Below are 14006 nucleotides of genomic sequence, written 5' to 3' on the forward strand. Positions count from 1 at the left end.
GGCATCCTTGGCCGGGCCGGAATCGCCACCCAGGGCGACCGTGGCGGGACGGAATCCTTGGCAGGGCGTGAAGGGGCGGGTGGCCCGTTCATTGCTGTTCACAGCTTCGGCACCTTTGCCACGGATCACCACCGATCATGCTGTCCCCCGTCCCGACCCCGGCTTCCCCTCCCGCTGCTGCCTCCCGCTCCTCCGATGCCGCGGCGGCGCCATCCCGCGGTGGCTTCGCGGCTGCGCTCGACGCGGCGGAGGCACCGGCGGCCCTGGACAAGACGGCCCGGTACCAGGCGGGCGAGGCATCCCCGCAGGCCCAGGCGGAGCCGGTGCACCCCCCGCCCGCCACCGATGGAGACCCCGCGCCCCGCCTGGCCGCCATGGCCGCAGAGGCGCCTCTTGAGGCCGAGGGCACCGGCAAGCCTGGGGCGGAGGGAACGGCCGAGGCGGGTGAGAACGCGGAGCGCGCCGCCTTGCCCGAAGCGGCCCTGGCCGACGCCGCCCTCCCCGGTGCCGCGATGCCGGGCGCCCCGCCCCCGCGACCCGTGGCGGCCGGCGAGGCGGCGGTTGGCATGGCGATGGCGGCCACGCTGGCATCCACGATCCCCTCATCCTCCCAGCCCGGTGGCGCCGCTGCGGCATCCGCCCGCACCGAGCCGTCCGCGGGCGTGCCCGACCAGCCCGGCGCCGCGGAGGCCGCGCAGCCCCCGGCCCCCGCGACCGGCGACGCGACGCGCACCCAGCCTGACATCGCCACCAAGGCCGCCACGGCCGACACCCCGCCGGAGCCCGGCCTGGCGGCACTCCAGCCGGGGCCCCAGCCGGACGCCGCGCCCGTGCCCGCCGCCAGCCCCCACCAGGCGCTGGCGGCCGCCCCGCCGCCGGAAGCCCCTGCCGCCGCCCAGCGCCCCTACGCCCATGCCGCTGCGGTTCCCGCGCAGCAGCTGGCGCCGGTGATCCTGGCGCAGGTCGCCAAGGGCGGCGACGCCTCCCGCCTCATCGTCCAGCTGCGCCCGGCCGAACTCGGCGGCGTGGAGGTGGCGGTGGAAGCCAGCCGGGACGGCCGCACGCAGGTGCGCATCCTGGTGGAGCGGCCGGAGACGCTGATGCTGCTGGCGCGCGACCGCGGCGCGATCGAGCAGGCCCTGCAGGCCGCCGGGATCGATACCAAAGCCGACACGCTCAGCATGAGCCTGGGGGAGCCGGGACAGCGCGGCGGCCAGGGGCAGGGCGGTGGCCGGCAGGGCGCCGAGGATGGGCGCGGCCCGGCCCAGCCCTGGGTTCAGCGCGGCGCCGCCGGCGCCGACATGGTTGCCATCGCACCCCAGCGCCTGGTCGCGCGCGGGCTGCTCGACGTTGCTCTCTGAAGGGAGGATCCTGATGACCACCGCAACCACCGCCACCGCCACCGCGACGCGCAGCACCACCGGTGCCGCCACGGCCACCAGCACCGCCACCGCCAATGCGGCGACGAGTTCCGCCGCCGCCAATGCGGCGCGGTCGCTCGGCGGCGACATGACGACCTTCCTGAAGCTGCTGACCACGCAGCTGCGGCACCAGGACCCGACCCAGCCCATGGACCCCAACCAGCTGACGCAGCAGCTCGCGCAATTCGCGGGGGTGGAGCAGCAGATCGCCACCAACCAGCACATGGAAGCGCTGCTCGGCCTGCAACGCACCTCCGCCCTCGTCGCGGCGACGCCGATGATGGGGCGGGAGGTGGAGGTCTCCGCCGACCATCTGCAACTCTCCAACGGCACGGCGCAGGAAGTGCGGCTGCCGCCGGCCTCCGGCAACGTCACGCGCGCCCGGGTGGCGCTGACGGACAGCACCGGCGCGGTGATCCGCGATGCCGTCGTGCCGCTCGGCTCTGCCGCCACCGGCTGGAGCTGGGATGGCAAGAACGCGCAGGGCCGCGGGCTGGCCGATGGCCGCTTCGGGCTGAGCGTGACGGGGGTGGACGCGACCGGCGGCACCACCGGCGCCCTGTCCGCCGTGGTGGCGGGCACCGTGACCGGCATCTCCCAGGACAGGGACGGCGTGCAACTGGCCGTCGGCGCCATGACAACCGGCTTCGATTCGTTACGCCGCGTGCGGTGATGGCGACCCCGGGGGCGGGGTACCCGGCAGGGATTGCCGGTGCCACGCCCCCGGAATCAATGGCTTGCCGGGCGTTGTTTCGCCTTGAAATGACTCAGTAAGCGATGCTGCCGGAACGAGCCGCGGTTAACAGGAGGTAAAGGCACCCGGCAGAAGATGCCCACCGCGCGGCAGGACGCCGCCCGGGAGATCGCATGGTGCGCAAGCTGGCAACGGGCATGAAGGCGGGGCGGTAATGGGTGGCCTCGGCAACCTTCTGGTGGTTCTCCGTGGCCTCGGCCCCGCGCGGTTGATCGCGCTGGGCTTCGTCGCTCTGGCGACGCTCGGTATCATCGGCTTCCTGGCGCTGCGCAGCGCCGATGTGCCGATGGCGCTGCTCTACGGCGATCTCGACCAGCGTGATGCCGCGCAGGTGGTCCAGGCGCTGGAACGCGCCCGCGTGCCCCACCGCATCAGCCAGAATGGCGCGGAGGTGATGGTGCCGACCGAACAGGTCGCCCGCCTCCGCCTGCAGCTCGCCCGCGATGGCATCCCCGCCGGCGGCTCCGTCGGCTATGAGATCTTCGACCGCCAGGGCGGCCTGACCGCCACGCCCTTCCAGCAGGACCTCAACCGCGTGCGCGCCCTGGAAGGGGAGATCGCGCGGTCGATCCGCACGCTCCACGGCGTCTCCGCCGCCCGCGTCCACCTGGTGATGCCGCGGCGGGAGCCCTTCTCCCGCGAGCGTGGCGAGGCGCAGGCGAGCGTGGTGCTGCAGATGCGCGGCAGCCAGCGGCTGGACCGGGAAGGCGTGCAGGCGGTGCTGCACCTCGTCTCCGCCGCCGTGCCGGGCCTGAAGCCGCAGAACGTCTCCATCGTCGATGGCCGCGCCGAATTGCTGGCGCGCGGCGGCCAGGCGCTGCCCGGTTCCGAACAGGGCATGGCGCTGAGCGCGGAGGAGATGAAGCGCGCGCAGGAGATGCGGATCGCCCGCGGGGTGGAGGAGATGCTGGAACGCACCCTCGGCACCGGCCGGGTGCGGGTGGAGGCGACGGTCGAGCTGGATACCGACCGCGTGCAGATCACCGAGCAGCGCTTCGACCCGGACAACCAGGTGCCGCGCAGCACCTCCTCCTCCACCGAATCGAACCGGAGCGGCGAACCGCAGAACGTCTCCGTCGCCAACCAGCTGCCGGGCGCGCCGACGACGCAATCCTCCGGCCCGCAATCCTCCGAGAACAAGCAGGAGGAGACGACCAATTTCGAGATCGGCCAGACCAGCCGCACCACGGTGCGCCAGGCCCCCGTGCTGAAGCGCCTGTCCGTCGCCGTGCTGGTCGATGGCGTGATGGACCCGGGCGATGGCGCCACCGCGCCGCGCTTCCGCGAACGGAACCGGGAGGAGCTGGACCGCATCGCCGCCCTGGTGCGCGGCGCCATCGGCTTCGACGAACGCCGCGGCGACCGGCTGGAGGTCGCGAGCCTGCGCTTCGCGGAGCCGATGGGCGGCCCGGCGGCGGAGGATGCGCCGACCCTGCTGGCCACGCTGCTGACGCCGGCGGTGGTGACGCGCCTGACGGAAAGCGCGCTGCTGGCGCTGGTGGCCCTGATGGCGCTGCTGCTGCTGGGCCGCCCCGTGGTGTCGCGCATCACCGCCTCCATGCAGCCGCAGCCGGCGCTGGCGGCGGGCGGCGGCGCGATGCTGGCGGCGGAAGGCGGCGCCATCGCCCCAGCGTCGGCTGGCGCGCTGCCCGGCCCCGCCAATGCCAATGAAGCACCGGCCGCCGAGGAATATGTCGATGTCGCGATGGTGCAGGGCCAGCTCCGCGCCTCCTCGCTCAGCCGCGTCTCGGGCCTGGTCGACAAGCATCCGGATGAGGCGCTGGCCCTGATCCGCCGCTGGCTGTCGCCGGAGGATCGTCGATGAGCATGACCTATTCCAACGCCGCGACCGCATCGTTGTCCGGCCCCCACAAGGCCGCCGTGCTGATGCTGGCGCTGGGCGAGGAACGGGCGGCCATGCTGCTCGGCCGCATGCATGACGACGAGGTGCGCGACGTCTCCGCCGCCATGGCGTCCCTTGGCCCCGTCTCCGCCCCCACCGTCGAACAGCTCTGCAACGAGTTCAGCGACGCGCTGGGCGATGCCGGGTCGCTGATGGGCGGGTGGGAGGCGACCGAGCGGCTGCTGCTGCGCTCGCTGCCCAAGGAACGCGTCTCCCTGATCATGGATGAGCTGCGCGGCCCGGCCGGGCGGACCATGTGGGACAAGCTCGGCAACGTGAATGAGAACGTGCTGGCGAACTACCTGAAGAACGAATACCCGCAGACCGTCGCCGTGGTGCTGTCCCGCATCCGGCCGGATCACGCGGCGCGCGTGCTGTCGCTGCTGCCCGAAGCCTTCTCCATGGAAGTCGTCATGCGCATGCTGCGCATGGAAAGCCCGCAGGCGGAGGCGCTGGAAGGCGTCGAGCGCACGCTGAAGGCGGAGTTCATGTCGAACCTGGCGCGCGCCACGCGCCGCGACCCGCATGAGCTGATGGCCGAGATCTTCAACAACCTCGACCGTTCCACCGAGAACCGCATGATGGCGGCGCTGGAAGGCGTGTCCGACGACAGCGCGTCCCGCATCCGCCAGCTGATGTTCACCTTCGAGGATCTGAAGCGCCTCGACGCCAACGGCATCCCGGTGCTGCTGCGCGCGGTGGAGAAGGACAAGCTGGCGATCGCGCTGAAGGGCGCGTCCGAGCAGCTGCGCGAGCTGTTCCTGCGCGGCATGTCCGAACGCGCCGGCCGCATGCTGCGCGACGACATCGCGGCCCTCGGCCCCGTGCGCCTCAAGGATGTCGAGGAAGCGCAGGCGATCATCGTCGCGCTGGCCAAGGACCTCTCCCAGCAGGGCGCGCTGCGCCTGACCGACGGCGGACAGGAGATGATGGTGGAATGAGCACGCCCGACGAAGGGGGCGCCGGCTGGTACGCCGCGCTGCCCCGCCCGCTCTCCCGCAGCTCCGCCCTTGCCGGCACGCCCTACGCCTTCTCCCTGGATGATTTCAGCGAGCAGGAGCCGGTCGTCTGCGCGCCGGAGCCGGAGCCCGCGCCGGAGCCCGAGCCCGATCCGCTGCCCGCCCTGCTGGCAGCGGCGCGCGCCGAGGGCTTCGCCGCCGGCCGCGACGCCGGGCGGGAGGAGGCGATGCGCAGCATCGAGGCCGCGACCGCGGCGACGCTGCGCGATGCGGCTTCCGCCCTGTCGCTCGGCGTGGCGGAAGCGCGGGAGGTCGCGGAGGAGACGGCGGATGCGGTGGCTCGTGCTGCCCTGGCCGCGGTGCTGGCCGCGCTGCCGACGCTGGCGGCGCGATGCGGGGAGGCGGAGGTGATCCGCTTCGCCGAAGGGCTGCTGCCCTGCCTGGCGGGCGAGCCCAGCGTGGCGCTGCGCGTGGCGCCGGACCTGGTGGCCCCCGTCGCCGCCCGCTTCGCCGACCAGCCGCGGCTTGAAGTGCATGCGGATGCGACGCTGGCGCGCGGCGATGCCCGCGCATCCTGGCGTGGCGGAGAAGCGGCGCGGCACGCGGAAGCGGCGCGCCGCGTGGTGATGGACGCATTCGCTGGCTTCGGCCTGGCGTAGGGAGAGACCCATGAGCGAGACGCGCAATCCCCTGGTGCTGGACGAGCTGAAGGAAGTGGACCCGGCGATCCGCCGCGCCGCGCAAGGCAGCGGCGACCTCGGCGCCATCTACGACATCCCCGTGCAGGTCAGCGCCGTGCTCGGCCGCGCGACGATGCAGGTAAGCCAGCTGCTGAAGCTCGGCCGCGGCGCGATGATCGAGCTGGACCGCAAGCTGGGGGAGGCGGTGGACATCTATGTCAACAACCGCCTCGTCGCCCGCGGGGAAGTGGTGATGGTGGGCGACAATCGCCTAGGCATCACGATGACCGAGATCGTCAAGACCGACAGGGCGGGGTGATCCGATGTCCCGCCTGCTGATCCTCGGCGCGCTGTCCGGTCCGCTCGGCGTCGCCGCGCGCATGGCGCAGTCCCGCGGTGCGGCGATCGCGCAGGCGGACCATCTGGGCGCGGCGCTGGCGCATCTGCGCGGGCCCGGTGCGGACCTCGTGCTGTGCCATGTCGGCCACGATGTCGCCGGCCTGCTGCGCGGCTTGGCGGCGGAACGGATCGCCTGTCCCGTGATCGCCTGTGGGCCGGAGGAATCGGCGGCGGAGGCGATCGCCGCCGTCCGTGCCGGCGCGCGGGATTTTCTTCCGTTGCCGCCGGATGCGGACCTGATCGCCGCCATGCTGGAAGCCGCCGCCGGTCACGGGGAAGGCACGCAGGCGCCGGTGGCGCGCGACCCCGCCATGCTGGCGGTGCTGGCGCGCGCCAACCAGGTGGCGCGGGCTGATGCCAGCGTGCTGATCACCGGCGAAAGCGGCACTGGCAAGGAAGTGCTGGCGCGCCACATCCACGCCGCCAGCCGCCGCGCCCGTGGCCCCTTCGTGGCGCTGAACTGCGCCGCGCTGCCGGAGGCGCTGCTGGAATCCGAGCTGTTCGGCCATGAGAAGGGCGCCTTCAGCGGTGCCGTCGCCGCCCGCCGCGGCAAGTTCGAACAGGCCGATGGCGGCACGCTGCTGCTGGACGAGATCGGGGAGATGGACCCGCGCCTGCAGGCCAAGCTCCTGCGCGCGATCCAGGAACGGGAAGTGGATCGGTTGGGCGGCACGCGCCCCGTGCGCGTGGATGTCCGCATTCTGGCCGCGACCAACCGTGACCTGGCCGCCGAAGTCCGCGCCGGGCGGTTCCGTGAGGATCTGTATTTCCGCCTCGATGTCGTGCGCCTCAAGCTGCCGCCGCTGCGGGAGCGTCCTTCGGACATCCTGCCGCTGGCAGAGCATTTCGCCCGCCGCTACGCCGATGCGAATGGCCTCGGCCGCCGCCTGTTCTCGATGGCCGCACGCGCCGCGCTGCTGCGCCATCCCTGGCCGGGCAATGTGCGGGAGCTGGAGAACGCCGTGCATCGCGCGGTGCTGCTGGCGGAAGGCACCGATATCGGGCCGGAGGCGATCGAGCTTGCCCCCTGCGCGCCGATGGCTGCCACCGCCCCCACCCCCGCCCAGGGCAGCGTCGAGGGCCTGGTGGGCCGCAAGGTGGAAGAAGTGGAGCGCGACCTCATCATCGGCACGCTGTCGCATTGCCTCGGCAACCGCACGCGGGCGGCCGAGATCCTCGGCATCTCCATCCGCGCGCTGCGCAACAAGATCCATGACTATCGCGCATCCGGCCTCTCCGTGCCTGCGGCGCCCGGCTATGCGGTGGATTGATCGATGAGCACGACGACGACGCGGCTTTCCGTGCCGGGGTGGATGTCCAATGCGCGGCCGGGCGGCGATATCGCCCTGGCGCTGGGCGTGGTCGCGCTGATCGCGGTCATGCTGGTGCCGCTGCCGACGGTGCTGCTGGATTTCGGCCTGGCCATTTCCATCACCTCCTCTGTCCTCGTGCTGATGGTGGCGCTGTTCCTGCAGCGGCCGCTGGAATTCACCAGCTTCCCGACCGTGCTGCTGCTGACGACGCTGCTGCGCCTCGGTCTCAATGTCGCGACCACGCGCGCCATCCTGACGCATGGCCATGAAGGCCCGGCGGGGGCGGGGCAGGTGGTATCCGCCTTCGGCGCCTTCCTGATGGGCGGCGACGTGCTGGTGGGTCTGGTGATCTTCGCCATCCTGCTCCTCGTGAACTTCATGGTCGTCACCAAGGGTTCGGGCCGCATCGCCGAAGTCGCCGCGCGGTTCAGCCTGGACGCCATGCCGGGCAAGCAGATGGCGATCGATGCCGATCTCTCCGCCGGCATCATCGACGAGACCGAATCGCGCCGCCGGCGGCGGGAGCTGGAACAGGAGAGCAGCTTCTACGGTGCCATGGACGGTGCCGCAAAATTCGTCCGCGGCGATGCCATCGCCGGCATCCTCGTGACCTTCGTGAACCTGCTGGGTGGGCTCGCCATCGGGCTTGGCCGCCACGGCATGCCGCTGGGCGATGCGGTGCAGTCCTACTCCCTGCTCACGGTCGGCGACGGCCTGGTCAGCCAGATCCCGTCCCTGCTCGTCTCCGTCGCCGCCGGCATCGTGGTGACGAAGGCTGGTGCGGAAGGACGTGCCGACCAGCTGCTGGCGACGCAGCTCGGCTCCGCGCCCAAGCCGCTGGCCATCGCGGCCGGTGGCGCGGTGCTGATGGCGCTGATGCCCGGCATGCCGATGCTGCCCTTCCTGGCCCTGGCCGGCGCCGCCGGTGGTGCCGCCTGGATCGGCCGCGCGCATGGCAAGGAGAAGCCGGTGGAAGCCGCCATGGCCGCCGCCGCGCCGGGCAGCCCGGCGGCGGAGGAAGCGCAGGCGCAGGAAGCGCTCCGCGTGGATGGCGTGCGCGTGGAGCTCGGCTACGGCTTGCTGTCGCTGGCGGCCGGCGATGCACCGCGGATGACGGACCAGATCCGCGCGCTGCGCCGCACCTTGGCCGGGGAGATGGGCTTCATGCTCCCCTCCATCCGCGTGCAGGACAATCTGACGCTGGAGCCTGACCAGTACCTGATCCGCATCAAGGAAGTGGAAGCCGGCCGCGGCTCGCTGCGCGCTTCCCAGTTGCTCGCGATCGATCCTTCGGGCGGGGAGCCGACGCTGCGCGGCGAACGCTGCCAGGAACCCGCCTTCGGCCTGCCCGCGGTGTGGATCGAGGAGCAGCAGCGGGAGGAAGCGCTGGCGCGCGGCTGCACGGTGGTGGATGCCGCCGGCGTGCTGGCCACGCATCTGACGGAAATCATGCGCGAGAACATGGCGGAGCTGCTGTCCCACGCCGATACGCGCAGGCTGCTGGACGGCCTGCCGGACGAACAGCGCCGCATCGTGCAGGAGATGATCCCCGCCCAGGCCAGCATGGGCACGGTGCAGCGCGTGCTGCAGACCCTGCTGGCGGAGCGCGTGTCGATCCGCGACCTGCCGACCATCCTGGAAGGCGTGCAGGAAGCCTGTTCCGCCGGCGCCCGCGCGGTGCCCTCCATCGTCGCCACGGTCCGGCTGCGCCTGGCGCGGCAGCTTACCGATGCGGCGCGCGCCCCGGCCGGGCATGTGCCGCTGGTCTCGCTGAGCGCCGAATGGGAAGCCGCCTTCGGCGAGGCCCTGGTCGGCCCGGCCGAGGATCGGCAGCTCGCCATGGCGCCCTCCCGCCTCACGGAATTCGTCCGCCGCCTGCGCGATACGCTGGACCAGGCGGCGGCGCAGGGGGAGACGCCGGTGGTGGTCTGTTCCGGCGCCATCCGGGCGCATGTCCGCGCCGTGGTGGAACGCTTCCGCCCCATGACCACGGTGATGGCGCAGGGCGAGATCCACTCGCGCGCCCGCATCCGCACCCTCGGACAGGTCTGATCCCATGCGCATCCGGGTGTTGAAGGCGGCCTCCATGCCGGAGGCGATGGCGCGGCTGCGCGATGAGCTGGGTCCCGATGCGGCCCTGCTGTCGAGCCGCCCGGTGAATGGCGGCGTCGAGGTGACGGGCGGCCTCGACCTCGATGATGAGGATGAGGAACTGCCGGTGCTGATCGGCCCGCGTCCCCGCGCGCCGCTGCCGGCCGCCTGCCATCAGCGGCGGCAGGATGACAGCGCGGCGATCGCGCTCGATTTCCATCGCGTGCCGGATGCGCTGGCGCGCCGGCTTTGTGCCGCGCCGCTGGAAGCATCCCTGGAAGCCAGCCTGCGTTTCGCGCGGCTGCCGGATGGCGTGGCGCGGCCGCTGCTGCTGGCCGGCCCGCCCGGCGCCGGCAAGACGCTGACCTGCGCCAAGCTGGCGGCGCGGCGGGTGCTGGAAGGCGAAGAGCCGCCGCTGGTGATCAGCGCCGATGGCGAACGCCCCGCCGCCGCCGAACAGCTGGCAGCCTTCACGCAGCTGCTGGGCGCGACGCTGGCCGTGGCGCTGACGCCGGCCGCGGTGGCGCTGGCCATGGAACAGCGCAGCCCCGGCCAGCCCGTACTGATCGACACCGCCGGCTGCGATCCCTTCGACCCCGCCCAGGCGCGCATGATTGCATCCCTGGTCGCGGTGACGGGCGCTTCCGTCGCGCTGGTGCTGCCGGGCAGCATGGATGCCGCGGAAGCCGCGGATGTGGCGCGGGCCTTCGGCGCGCTGGGTGCCACGCATCTGGTGGCGACGCGGCTCGATGCCTCCCGCCGCATCGGCGCGGTGCTGGCGGCGGCGGCGACGGCGGGGCTTGCGCTGGCGGAAGCCGGCACGGGATCGCAGGCCGCGGATGGGCTCACGATGATGGAGCCGGCCTGGCTGGCCGCGCGCCTGCGGCGGCGTTCGCATATCGAAGTCTCCGCGTGGGAGGGAGTGGGATCATGAGTGCTGGAAACGGCCGCCTCATCGCCGTGGCTTCCGGCAAGGGGGGCGTGGGCAAGACCTGGCTCTCCATCACGCTGGCGCAGGCGCTGGCGCAGCGCGGCCTGCGCGTGCTGCTGGCCGATGGCGATTTCGGCCTCGCCAATGTCGATGTGCAGCTCGGCCTGCAACCGTCGCTCGACCTGATGAACGTGCTGTCCGGCCGCGCCAGCTTCCGCGGCGCCGTGCTGCACCATGCGGAGGGCGGGTTCGATGTGCTGCCCGGCCGTTCCGGCGGCACCGCCATGGCCAACCTGCCGACGGAGGCGATCGAGCATGTCGGCCTGCTGATGCGCAGCGCCGCCAATGCGTGGGACGTGGTGGTGCTGGATCTCGGCGCCGGGCTGGCGGCGGGGAACCGTCACCTGGCCGCCGTCGCGGACACGCTGCTGGTGGTGACGACGGATGAGCCGACGAGCCTGACGGATGCCTATGCCGTGCTGAAGCTGCATGGCCGTGACCGGCCGGATGGCGATGCGCGGCTGGTGGTGAACCAGGCGCGGGACGAGGCCGCGGGCCGGCGCACCGCCGCGGCGTTGCAGCATGCCTGCCGCACCTTCCTGCGCCGCAACCTGCCTGTGGCAGGCATCCTGCGGCGCGATGAACGGGTGCCGGACGCGATCCGCAAGCAGGCGCCACTGCTGCTGCGCTATCCCAATTCCATGGCGGCGATGGACGCGACCGCGCTGGCCCGCGCCCTGTAGGGCGCGCGGCCGGCGGGAAGGATGGGGTCGGCCAGCGCATGGTCCACGCAGGAAGGGCCCGGCGCGATGCACCGGGCCCTTCGCGTCACCACCATGGGGATGCGATCAGATATTGAAGCCGAAATTCGGCGCCTGGACGGAGGATTTGTCCTCCGCGATGGTGAGGTAGCGCTGGATCAGCTTCTCCTTCTTCGCGGGGTCGGTCAGGTCATCCAGCTTGAAGCCCCGCTGAAGCGTCCGCGCCTGGGCCTCTATCTCCTGCAGCGCGAGTTCCTTGGGCAGGCCGGCGATGGTGCTGGCGATGCGGCGCAGGACCTTGTTGCCCAGCACGTCATAGACGCCGGTCTTGGTCGTGGTGGACATGGTCCTGAGGTAGAGCGCGTCGGAGACCGCCTGGCTCTTCTCCTCGATCGCGGTCAGGCGCTTGTAGTCCACCAGCCCGTCCAGGATGGATTGGCGGGTGGAGGGCAGGCGCAGCGTGGAAAGGCCGGTGCTGGCGAAGCCGAGCTTCTCGGCCGCCGCCTTCCAGCGCTTGTCCGGCATGGTGGCGGCAAGCGACTTCTTGTCCGAGGGATCGGACATCAGCACGCGCCTCGCCAGGCCCACATTCTGCGCATTGTCGGCAAGGCCGAGGCCCTGCAGGATGACGCGCGTGGCTTCCGTATCCTTGAACAGGTCGGCCGGCGTCTTCGCCTTGGCCAACACACGGTCGAGCCGCGCCATGTCCCGCATGATGGCGGGATCCTTCTTCAGCCGCGCCGTCTCCTTCTCCGCGGAGGAGAGGCTGGTCTTGTAGAAGGTGAAGCGTTCGGGGGCGGAGAGCGTGACGGTCTGGGTAGTGGTCCCGAACAGCGTGGAAAGCTGCGACCCCGAAAGCATCATCGCTACTCCTGCGGCGGCGCGGACAGCATCGCGTCGTCATGCGGGAACAGTTCCCGCACGCGGCGCATGGCCTCCCAGCACTTGCCTTCCTCCAGCTCCTCCGTCGCCCGATCGATCAGGCGCTTGACGGTGGGGGAGGTGCTGGCCTCGGCGTAGTCCGCCGCCAGGCCACGGGCCAGGTCCAGGAACTGCGGACGTTCCGCATCGTCGCAGATATAGGCGGCCTGGATGGCGAAGTAGAGCCGGCGCGCCGGCGTGTTCGCATCATTCGGCGCCAGGATCTGCTTGCCGAACAGGAAGCGGACGCGATTCGAGAGCACGACGGAAGCGCGCGTCTGGAACTGCAGGGCGGCACCGTTGACGAGCATCTTGTCGCCGGCGCGGAATTCCAGCACCAGGCGGCTGTTTCGGCCCGGGGTGTTCATGGCGGCGCTCATCGATCGGTCCTCTGGCGGGCACCGAGGCCCGCGGCAAAATCCTCGGCAATCGCGGCCAGGAAATCGAGATCGGGCTTGTCCGAATTCGCTTCCTTCACGGCGCGGCGGGCAACGCTGGCGATGTTCAGGCGCAGATCGCGCGGCAGGGTGGAAACCGGGTCGAGCACGATGGATTCGACCGTGACGAAGACGCGGTGTGCATCGGCAGCGGCGCGGATCGCCGCCATGGGGGCCGCGTCGCGGATCGCGGCGCGCAGGCGCGCGGCGAGGATCGCGAAGACCTCCGCCTCCTGCTCACGCTGGGAGCGGCCGGATTTGGCGACTCCATAGGCACGGAAGGCCAGGGCGGCGTGGGTACGCGGCACATCTTGGGCCTCGGACAGCATGGCCGGTGTCTTCCTCGGCGAGGGCGCGCAGGGCGCCTGGAAGGGAGAGGGGTGGAAAGGTGGTCATGGGCCGGGGTTTTCCCCGGCCCATATCCGTCGAGGCTTACTGGAAGAGCTTCATCAGGGCCTGCGGAGCCTGGTTCGCCGTGCTGAGCGACTGGGTGCCCAGCTGCTGACGGATCTGCAGGGACTGCATGCGGGCGCTTTCCTTGGCCAGGTCCGCATCGATCAGGGCGCCGAGGCCACCGCTGAGCGCGTCGAGCTTGTCCTTGTTGTAGGCGATCTGGCTGTCGATCGCGCGGCTGTCGTTGCCGTACGTCGCCATCGCCAGGTTCGTCTGCGCCTCGATGCCACCGAAGTCACCGGCGGCGTTGCCGGCGAGCGCGGTCTTCCAGAGCGCGGCAGCCGCCGCGGCATCCGTCGGGTCCGCATCCACGTCGTCAGCCAGCGTCAGGTCGAACGCGCCCGAAGCCTGCCCGCTGAAGCTGTAGGTGTCGCCCTTCTCGTTGCGCACGACGTTGAAGTCGGTGCCGGCACCGACGGTGGCGCCGTCCGCATTCGCCGAGGTGCCCAGCAGGGTCTTGCCGTTGTACGTCGCGTCGTTGACATACTGGCCGATCTGCTTGGCGAGCTGGTCGTACTGCTTCATGTAGTTCAGGCGATCGTCGCCGGTGACGTTGTCGTCAGCCAGCTTGATCATGACGCTCTTCACGTCCTTCAGCGCGGAGCCGATCTGCGTCAGGCCCGCCAGCGTCGTGTCGAGCAGGCCCTTGGCATTGCCGAGCTGCTCGTTCGCGCTGGTCACACCCGCCACGTCGCCACGCACCTTCTGCGCCACGGCGAAAGCGGCACCATCGTCCTTCGCGTCGGCGACGCGCAGGCCGGTGGAGACGCGCTTCTGCGTCGTGGACATTTCGTCGGCTGTCCGGTTGAGGGACTGCAGCGCGACCATCGCGCCGTAGTTCGTCATGACGGAGTTGGCAGCCATGGTTGTCATCCTCTTGCGACATCGCCCCGGGATCTTCCGGGGGCGTGGTGCCAGCGGCCCACTCTGGGGCATGGCACCAAGGGAAAGACGGTCGCCTTCGGGATCATCCCCGGCACCAT

General features: G+C 71.5%; 14 protein-coding genes. 10 read left to right on the forward strand and 4 right to left on the reverse strand.

The annotated features are described in order from the left end of the window. The first annotated feature begins 137 nt into the window (after positions 1 to 137). The 10 genes from ACTIE5_RS10845 (at position 138) to ACTIE5_RS10890 (ending at position 11194) form a co-directional block, all read left to right on the forward strand. The gene (locus tag ACTIE5_RS10845) at positions 138 to 1361 is read left to right on the forward strand and encodes a flagellar hook-length control protein FliK (RefSeq protein WP_439549715.1); all 1224 of its coding nucleotides are present in this window, start codon (positions 138 to 140) and stop codon (positions 1359 to 1361) included. 13 nt (positions 1362 to 1374) lie between these two features. Then, entirely contained in the window at positions 1375 to 2094 is a 720-nt protein-coding gene (locus ACTIE5_RS10850; RefSeq protein WP_439549716.1) for a flagellar hook assembly protein FlgD, read from the forward strand. Between the two features lie 235 nt (positions 2095 to 2329). Next, a complete protein-coding gene (gene fliF, locus ACTIE5_RS10855) occupies positions 2330 to 4000 on the forward strand; it encodes a flagellar basal-body MS-ring/collar protein FliF (protein WP_439549717.1) in 1671 nt (556 codons plus the stop codon). Continuing rightward, on the forward strand, positions 3997 to 5019 hold the full coding sequence (fliG, locus tag ACTIE5_RS10860) for a flagellar motor switch protein FliG (RefSeq protein ID WP_439549718.1): 1023 nt from the start codon (positions 3997 to 3999) through the stop codon (positions 5017 to 5019). The genes fliF and fliG overlap by 4 nt, the downstream gene beginning before the upstream one ends. Continuing rightward, positions 5016 to 5696 (forward strand): hypothetical protein, encoded by a 681-nt coding sequence (locus ACTIE5_RS10865; RefSeq protein WP_439549719.1) that lies wholly within the window; start codon positions 5016 to 5018, stop codon positions 5694 to 5696. Before fliG ends, ACTIE5_RS10865 begins: the two co-directional genes overlap by 4 nt. Before the next feature lie 10 nt (positions 5697 to 5706). Beyond that, complete coding sequence (gene fliN, locus ACTIE5_RS10870) at positions 5707 to 6036, forward strand: flagellar motor switch protein FliN (RefSeq protein WP_439549720.1); 330 nt, start codon at positions 5707 to 5709, stop codon at positions 6034 to 6036. Between the two features lie 4 nt (positions 6037 to 6040). Next, positions 6041 to 7387, forward strand: coding sequence for a sigma-54 interaction domain-containing protein (locus ACTIE5_RS10875; RefSeq protein WP_439549721.1), 1347 nt, complete (start codon positions 6041 to 6043; stop codon positions 7385 to 7387). 3 nt (positions 7388 to 7390) lie between these two features. Then, on the forward strand, positions 7391 to 9481 hold the full coding sequence (gene flhA / locus ACTIE5_RS10880) for a flagellar biosynthesis protein FlhA (protein ID WP_439549722.1): 2091 nt from the start codon (positions 7391 to 7393) through the stop codon (positions 9479 to 9481). Between the two features lie 4 nt (positions 9482 to 9485). After that, a complete protein-coding gene (locus ACTIE5_RS10885) occupies positions 9486 to 10454 on the forward strand; it encodes a GTP-binding protein (protein ID WP_439549723.1) in 969 nt (322 codons plus the stop codon). Beyond that, positions 10451 to 11194, forward strand: coding sequence for a nucleotide-binding protein (locus tag ACTIE5_RS10890; RefSeq protein ID WP_092953847.1), 744 nt, complete (start codon positions 10451 to 10453; stop codon positions 11192 to 11194). Before ACTIE5_RS10885 ends, ACTIE5_RS10890 begins: the two co-directional genes overlap by 4 nt. Before the next feature lie 105 nt (positions 11195 to 11299). Here the strand turns inward: ACTIE5_RS10890 and ACTIE5_RS10895 are convergent, their stop codons facing one another. The 4 genes from ACTIE5_RS10895 to ACTIE5_RS10910 form a co-directional block, all read right to left on the reverse strand. Next, positions 11300 to 12076: a DUF1217 domain-containing protein gene (locus ACTIE5_RS10895; RefSeq protein WP_439549724.1), complete on the reverse strand. Its 777-nt coding sequence runs from the start codon at positions 12074 to 12076 to the stop codon at positions 11300 to 11302. Positions 12077 to 12078: 2 nt separating this feature from the next. Further along, positions 12079 to 12513: a flagellar biosynthesis repressor FlbT gene (locus tag ACTIE5_RS10900; protein WP_439549725.1), complete on the reverse strand. Its 435-nt coding sequence runs from the start codon at positions 12511 to 12513 to the stop codon at positions 12079 to 12081. Then, positions 12510 to 12899, reverse strand: a complete 390-nt coding sequence (locus ACTIE5_RS10905) for a flagellar biosynthesis regulator FlaF (protein ID WP_439549726.1) — start codon at positions 12897 to 12899, stop codon at positions 12510 to 12512. The genes ACTIE5_RS10900 and ACTIE5_RS10905 overlap by 4 nt, the downstream gene beginning before the upstream one ends. Positions 12900 to 13002: 103 nt before the next feature. After that, a complete protein-coding gene (locus tag ACTIE5_RS10910; RefSeq protein WP_439549727.1) occupies positions 13003 to 13887 on the reverse strand; it encodes a flagellin in 885 nt (294 codons plus the stop codon). Positions 13888 to 14006: the final 119 nt, after the last annotated feature.

The sequence above is a fragment of the Falsiroseomonas sp. genome (assembly GCF_051859025.1).
Taxonomy (GTDB): domain Bacteria; phylum Pseudomonadota; class Alphaproteobacteria; order Acetobacterales; family Acetobacteraceae; genus Falsiroseomonas.

Coding starts and splice junctions, on each gene's coding strand:
- ACTIE5_RS10905 (WP_439549726.1), bottom strand. CDS start 12,899: ATGCTGTCCGAGGCCCAAGATGTGCCGCGTACCCACGCCGCCCTGGCC.
- ACTIE5_RS10845 (WP_439549715.1), top strand. CDS start 138: ATGCTGTCCCCCGTCCCGACCCCGGCTTCCCCTCCCGCTGCTGCCTCC.
- ACTIE5_RS10850 (WP_439549716.1), top strand. CDS start 1,375: ATGACCACCGCAACCACCGCCACCGCCACCGCGACGCGCAGCACCACC.
- fliF (WP_439549717.1), top strand. CDS start 2,330: ATGGGTGGCCTCGGCAACCTTCTGGTGGTTCTCCGTGGCCTCGGCCCC.
- ACTIE5_RS10910 (WP_439549727.1), bottom strand. CDS start 13,887: ATGGCTGCCAACTCCGTCATGACGAACTACGGCGCGATGGTCGCGCTG.
- ACTIE5_RS10865 (WP_439549719.1), top strand. CDS start 5,016: ATGAGCACGCCCGACGAAGGGGGCGCCGGCTGGTACGCCGCGCTGCCC.
- ACTIE5_RS10885 (WP_439549723.1), top strand. CDS start 9,486: ATGCGCATCCGGGTGTTGAAGGCGGCCTCCATGCCGGAGGCGATGGCG.
- fliN (WP_439549720.1), top strand. CDS start 5,707: ATGAGCGAGACGCGCAATCCCCTGGTGCTGGACGAGCTGAAGGAAGTG.
- ACTIE5_RS10895 (WP_439549724.1), bottom strand. CDS start 12,076: ATGATGCTTTCGGGGTCGCAGCTTTCCACGCTGTTCGGGACCACTACC.
- ACTIE5_RS10875 (WP_439549721.1), top strand. CDS start 6,041: ATGTCCCGCCTGCTGATCCTCGGCGCGCTGTCCGGTCCGCTCGGCGTC.
- flhA (WP_439549722.1), top strand. CDS start 7,391: ATGAGCACGACGACGACGCGGCTTTCCGTGCCGGGGTGGATGTCCAAT.
- ACTIE5_RS10890 (WP_092953847.1), top strand. CDS start 10,451: ATGAGTGCTGGAAACGGCCGCCTCATCGCCGTGGCTTCCGGCAAGGGG.
- ACTIE5_RS10900 (WP_439549725.1), bottom strand. CDS start 12,513: ATGAGCGCCGCCATGAACACCCCGGGCCGAAACAGCCGCCTGGTGCTG.
- fliG (WP_439549718.1), top strand. CDS start 3,997: ATGAGCATGACCTATTCCAACGCCGCGACCGCATCGTTGTCCGGCCCC.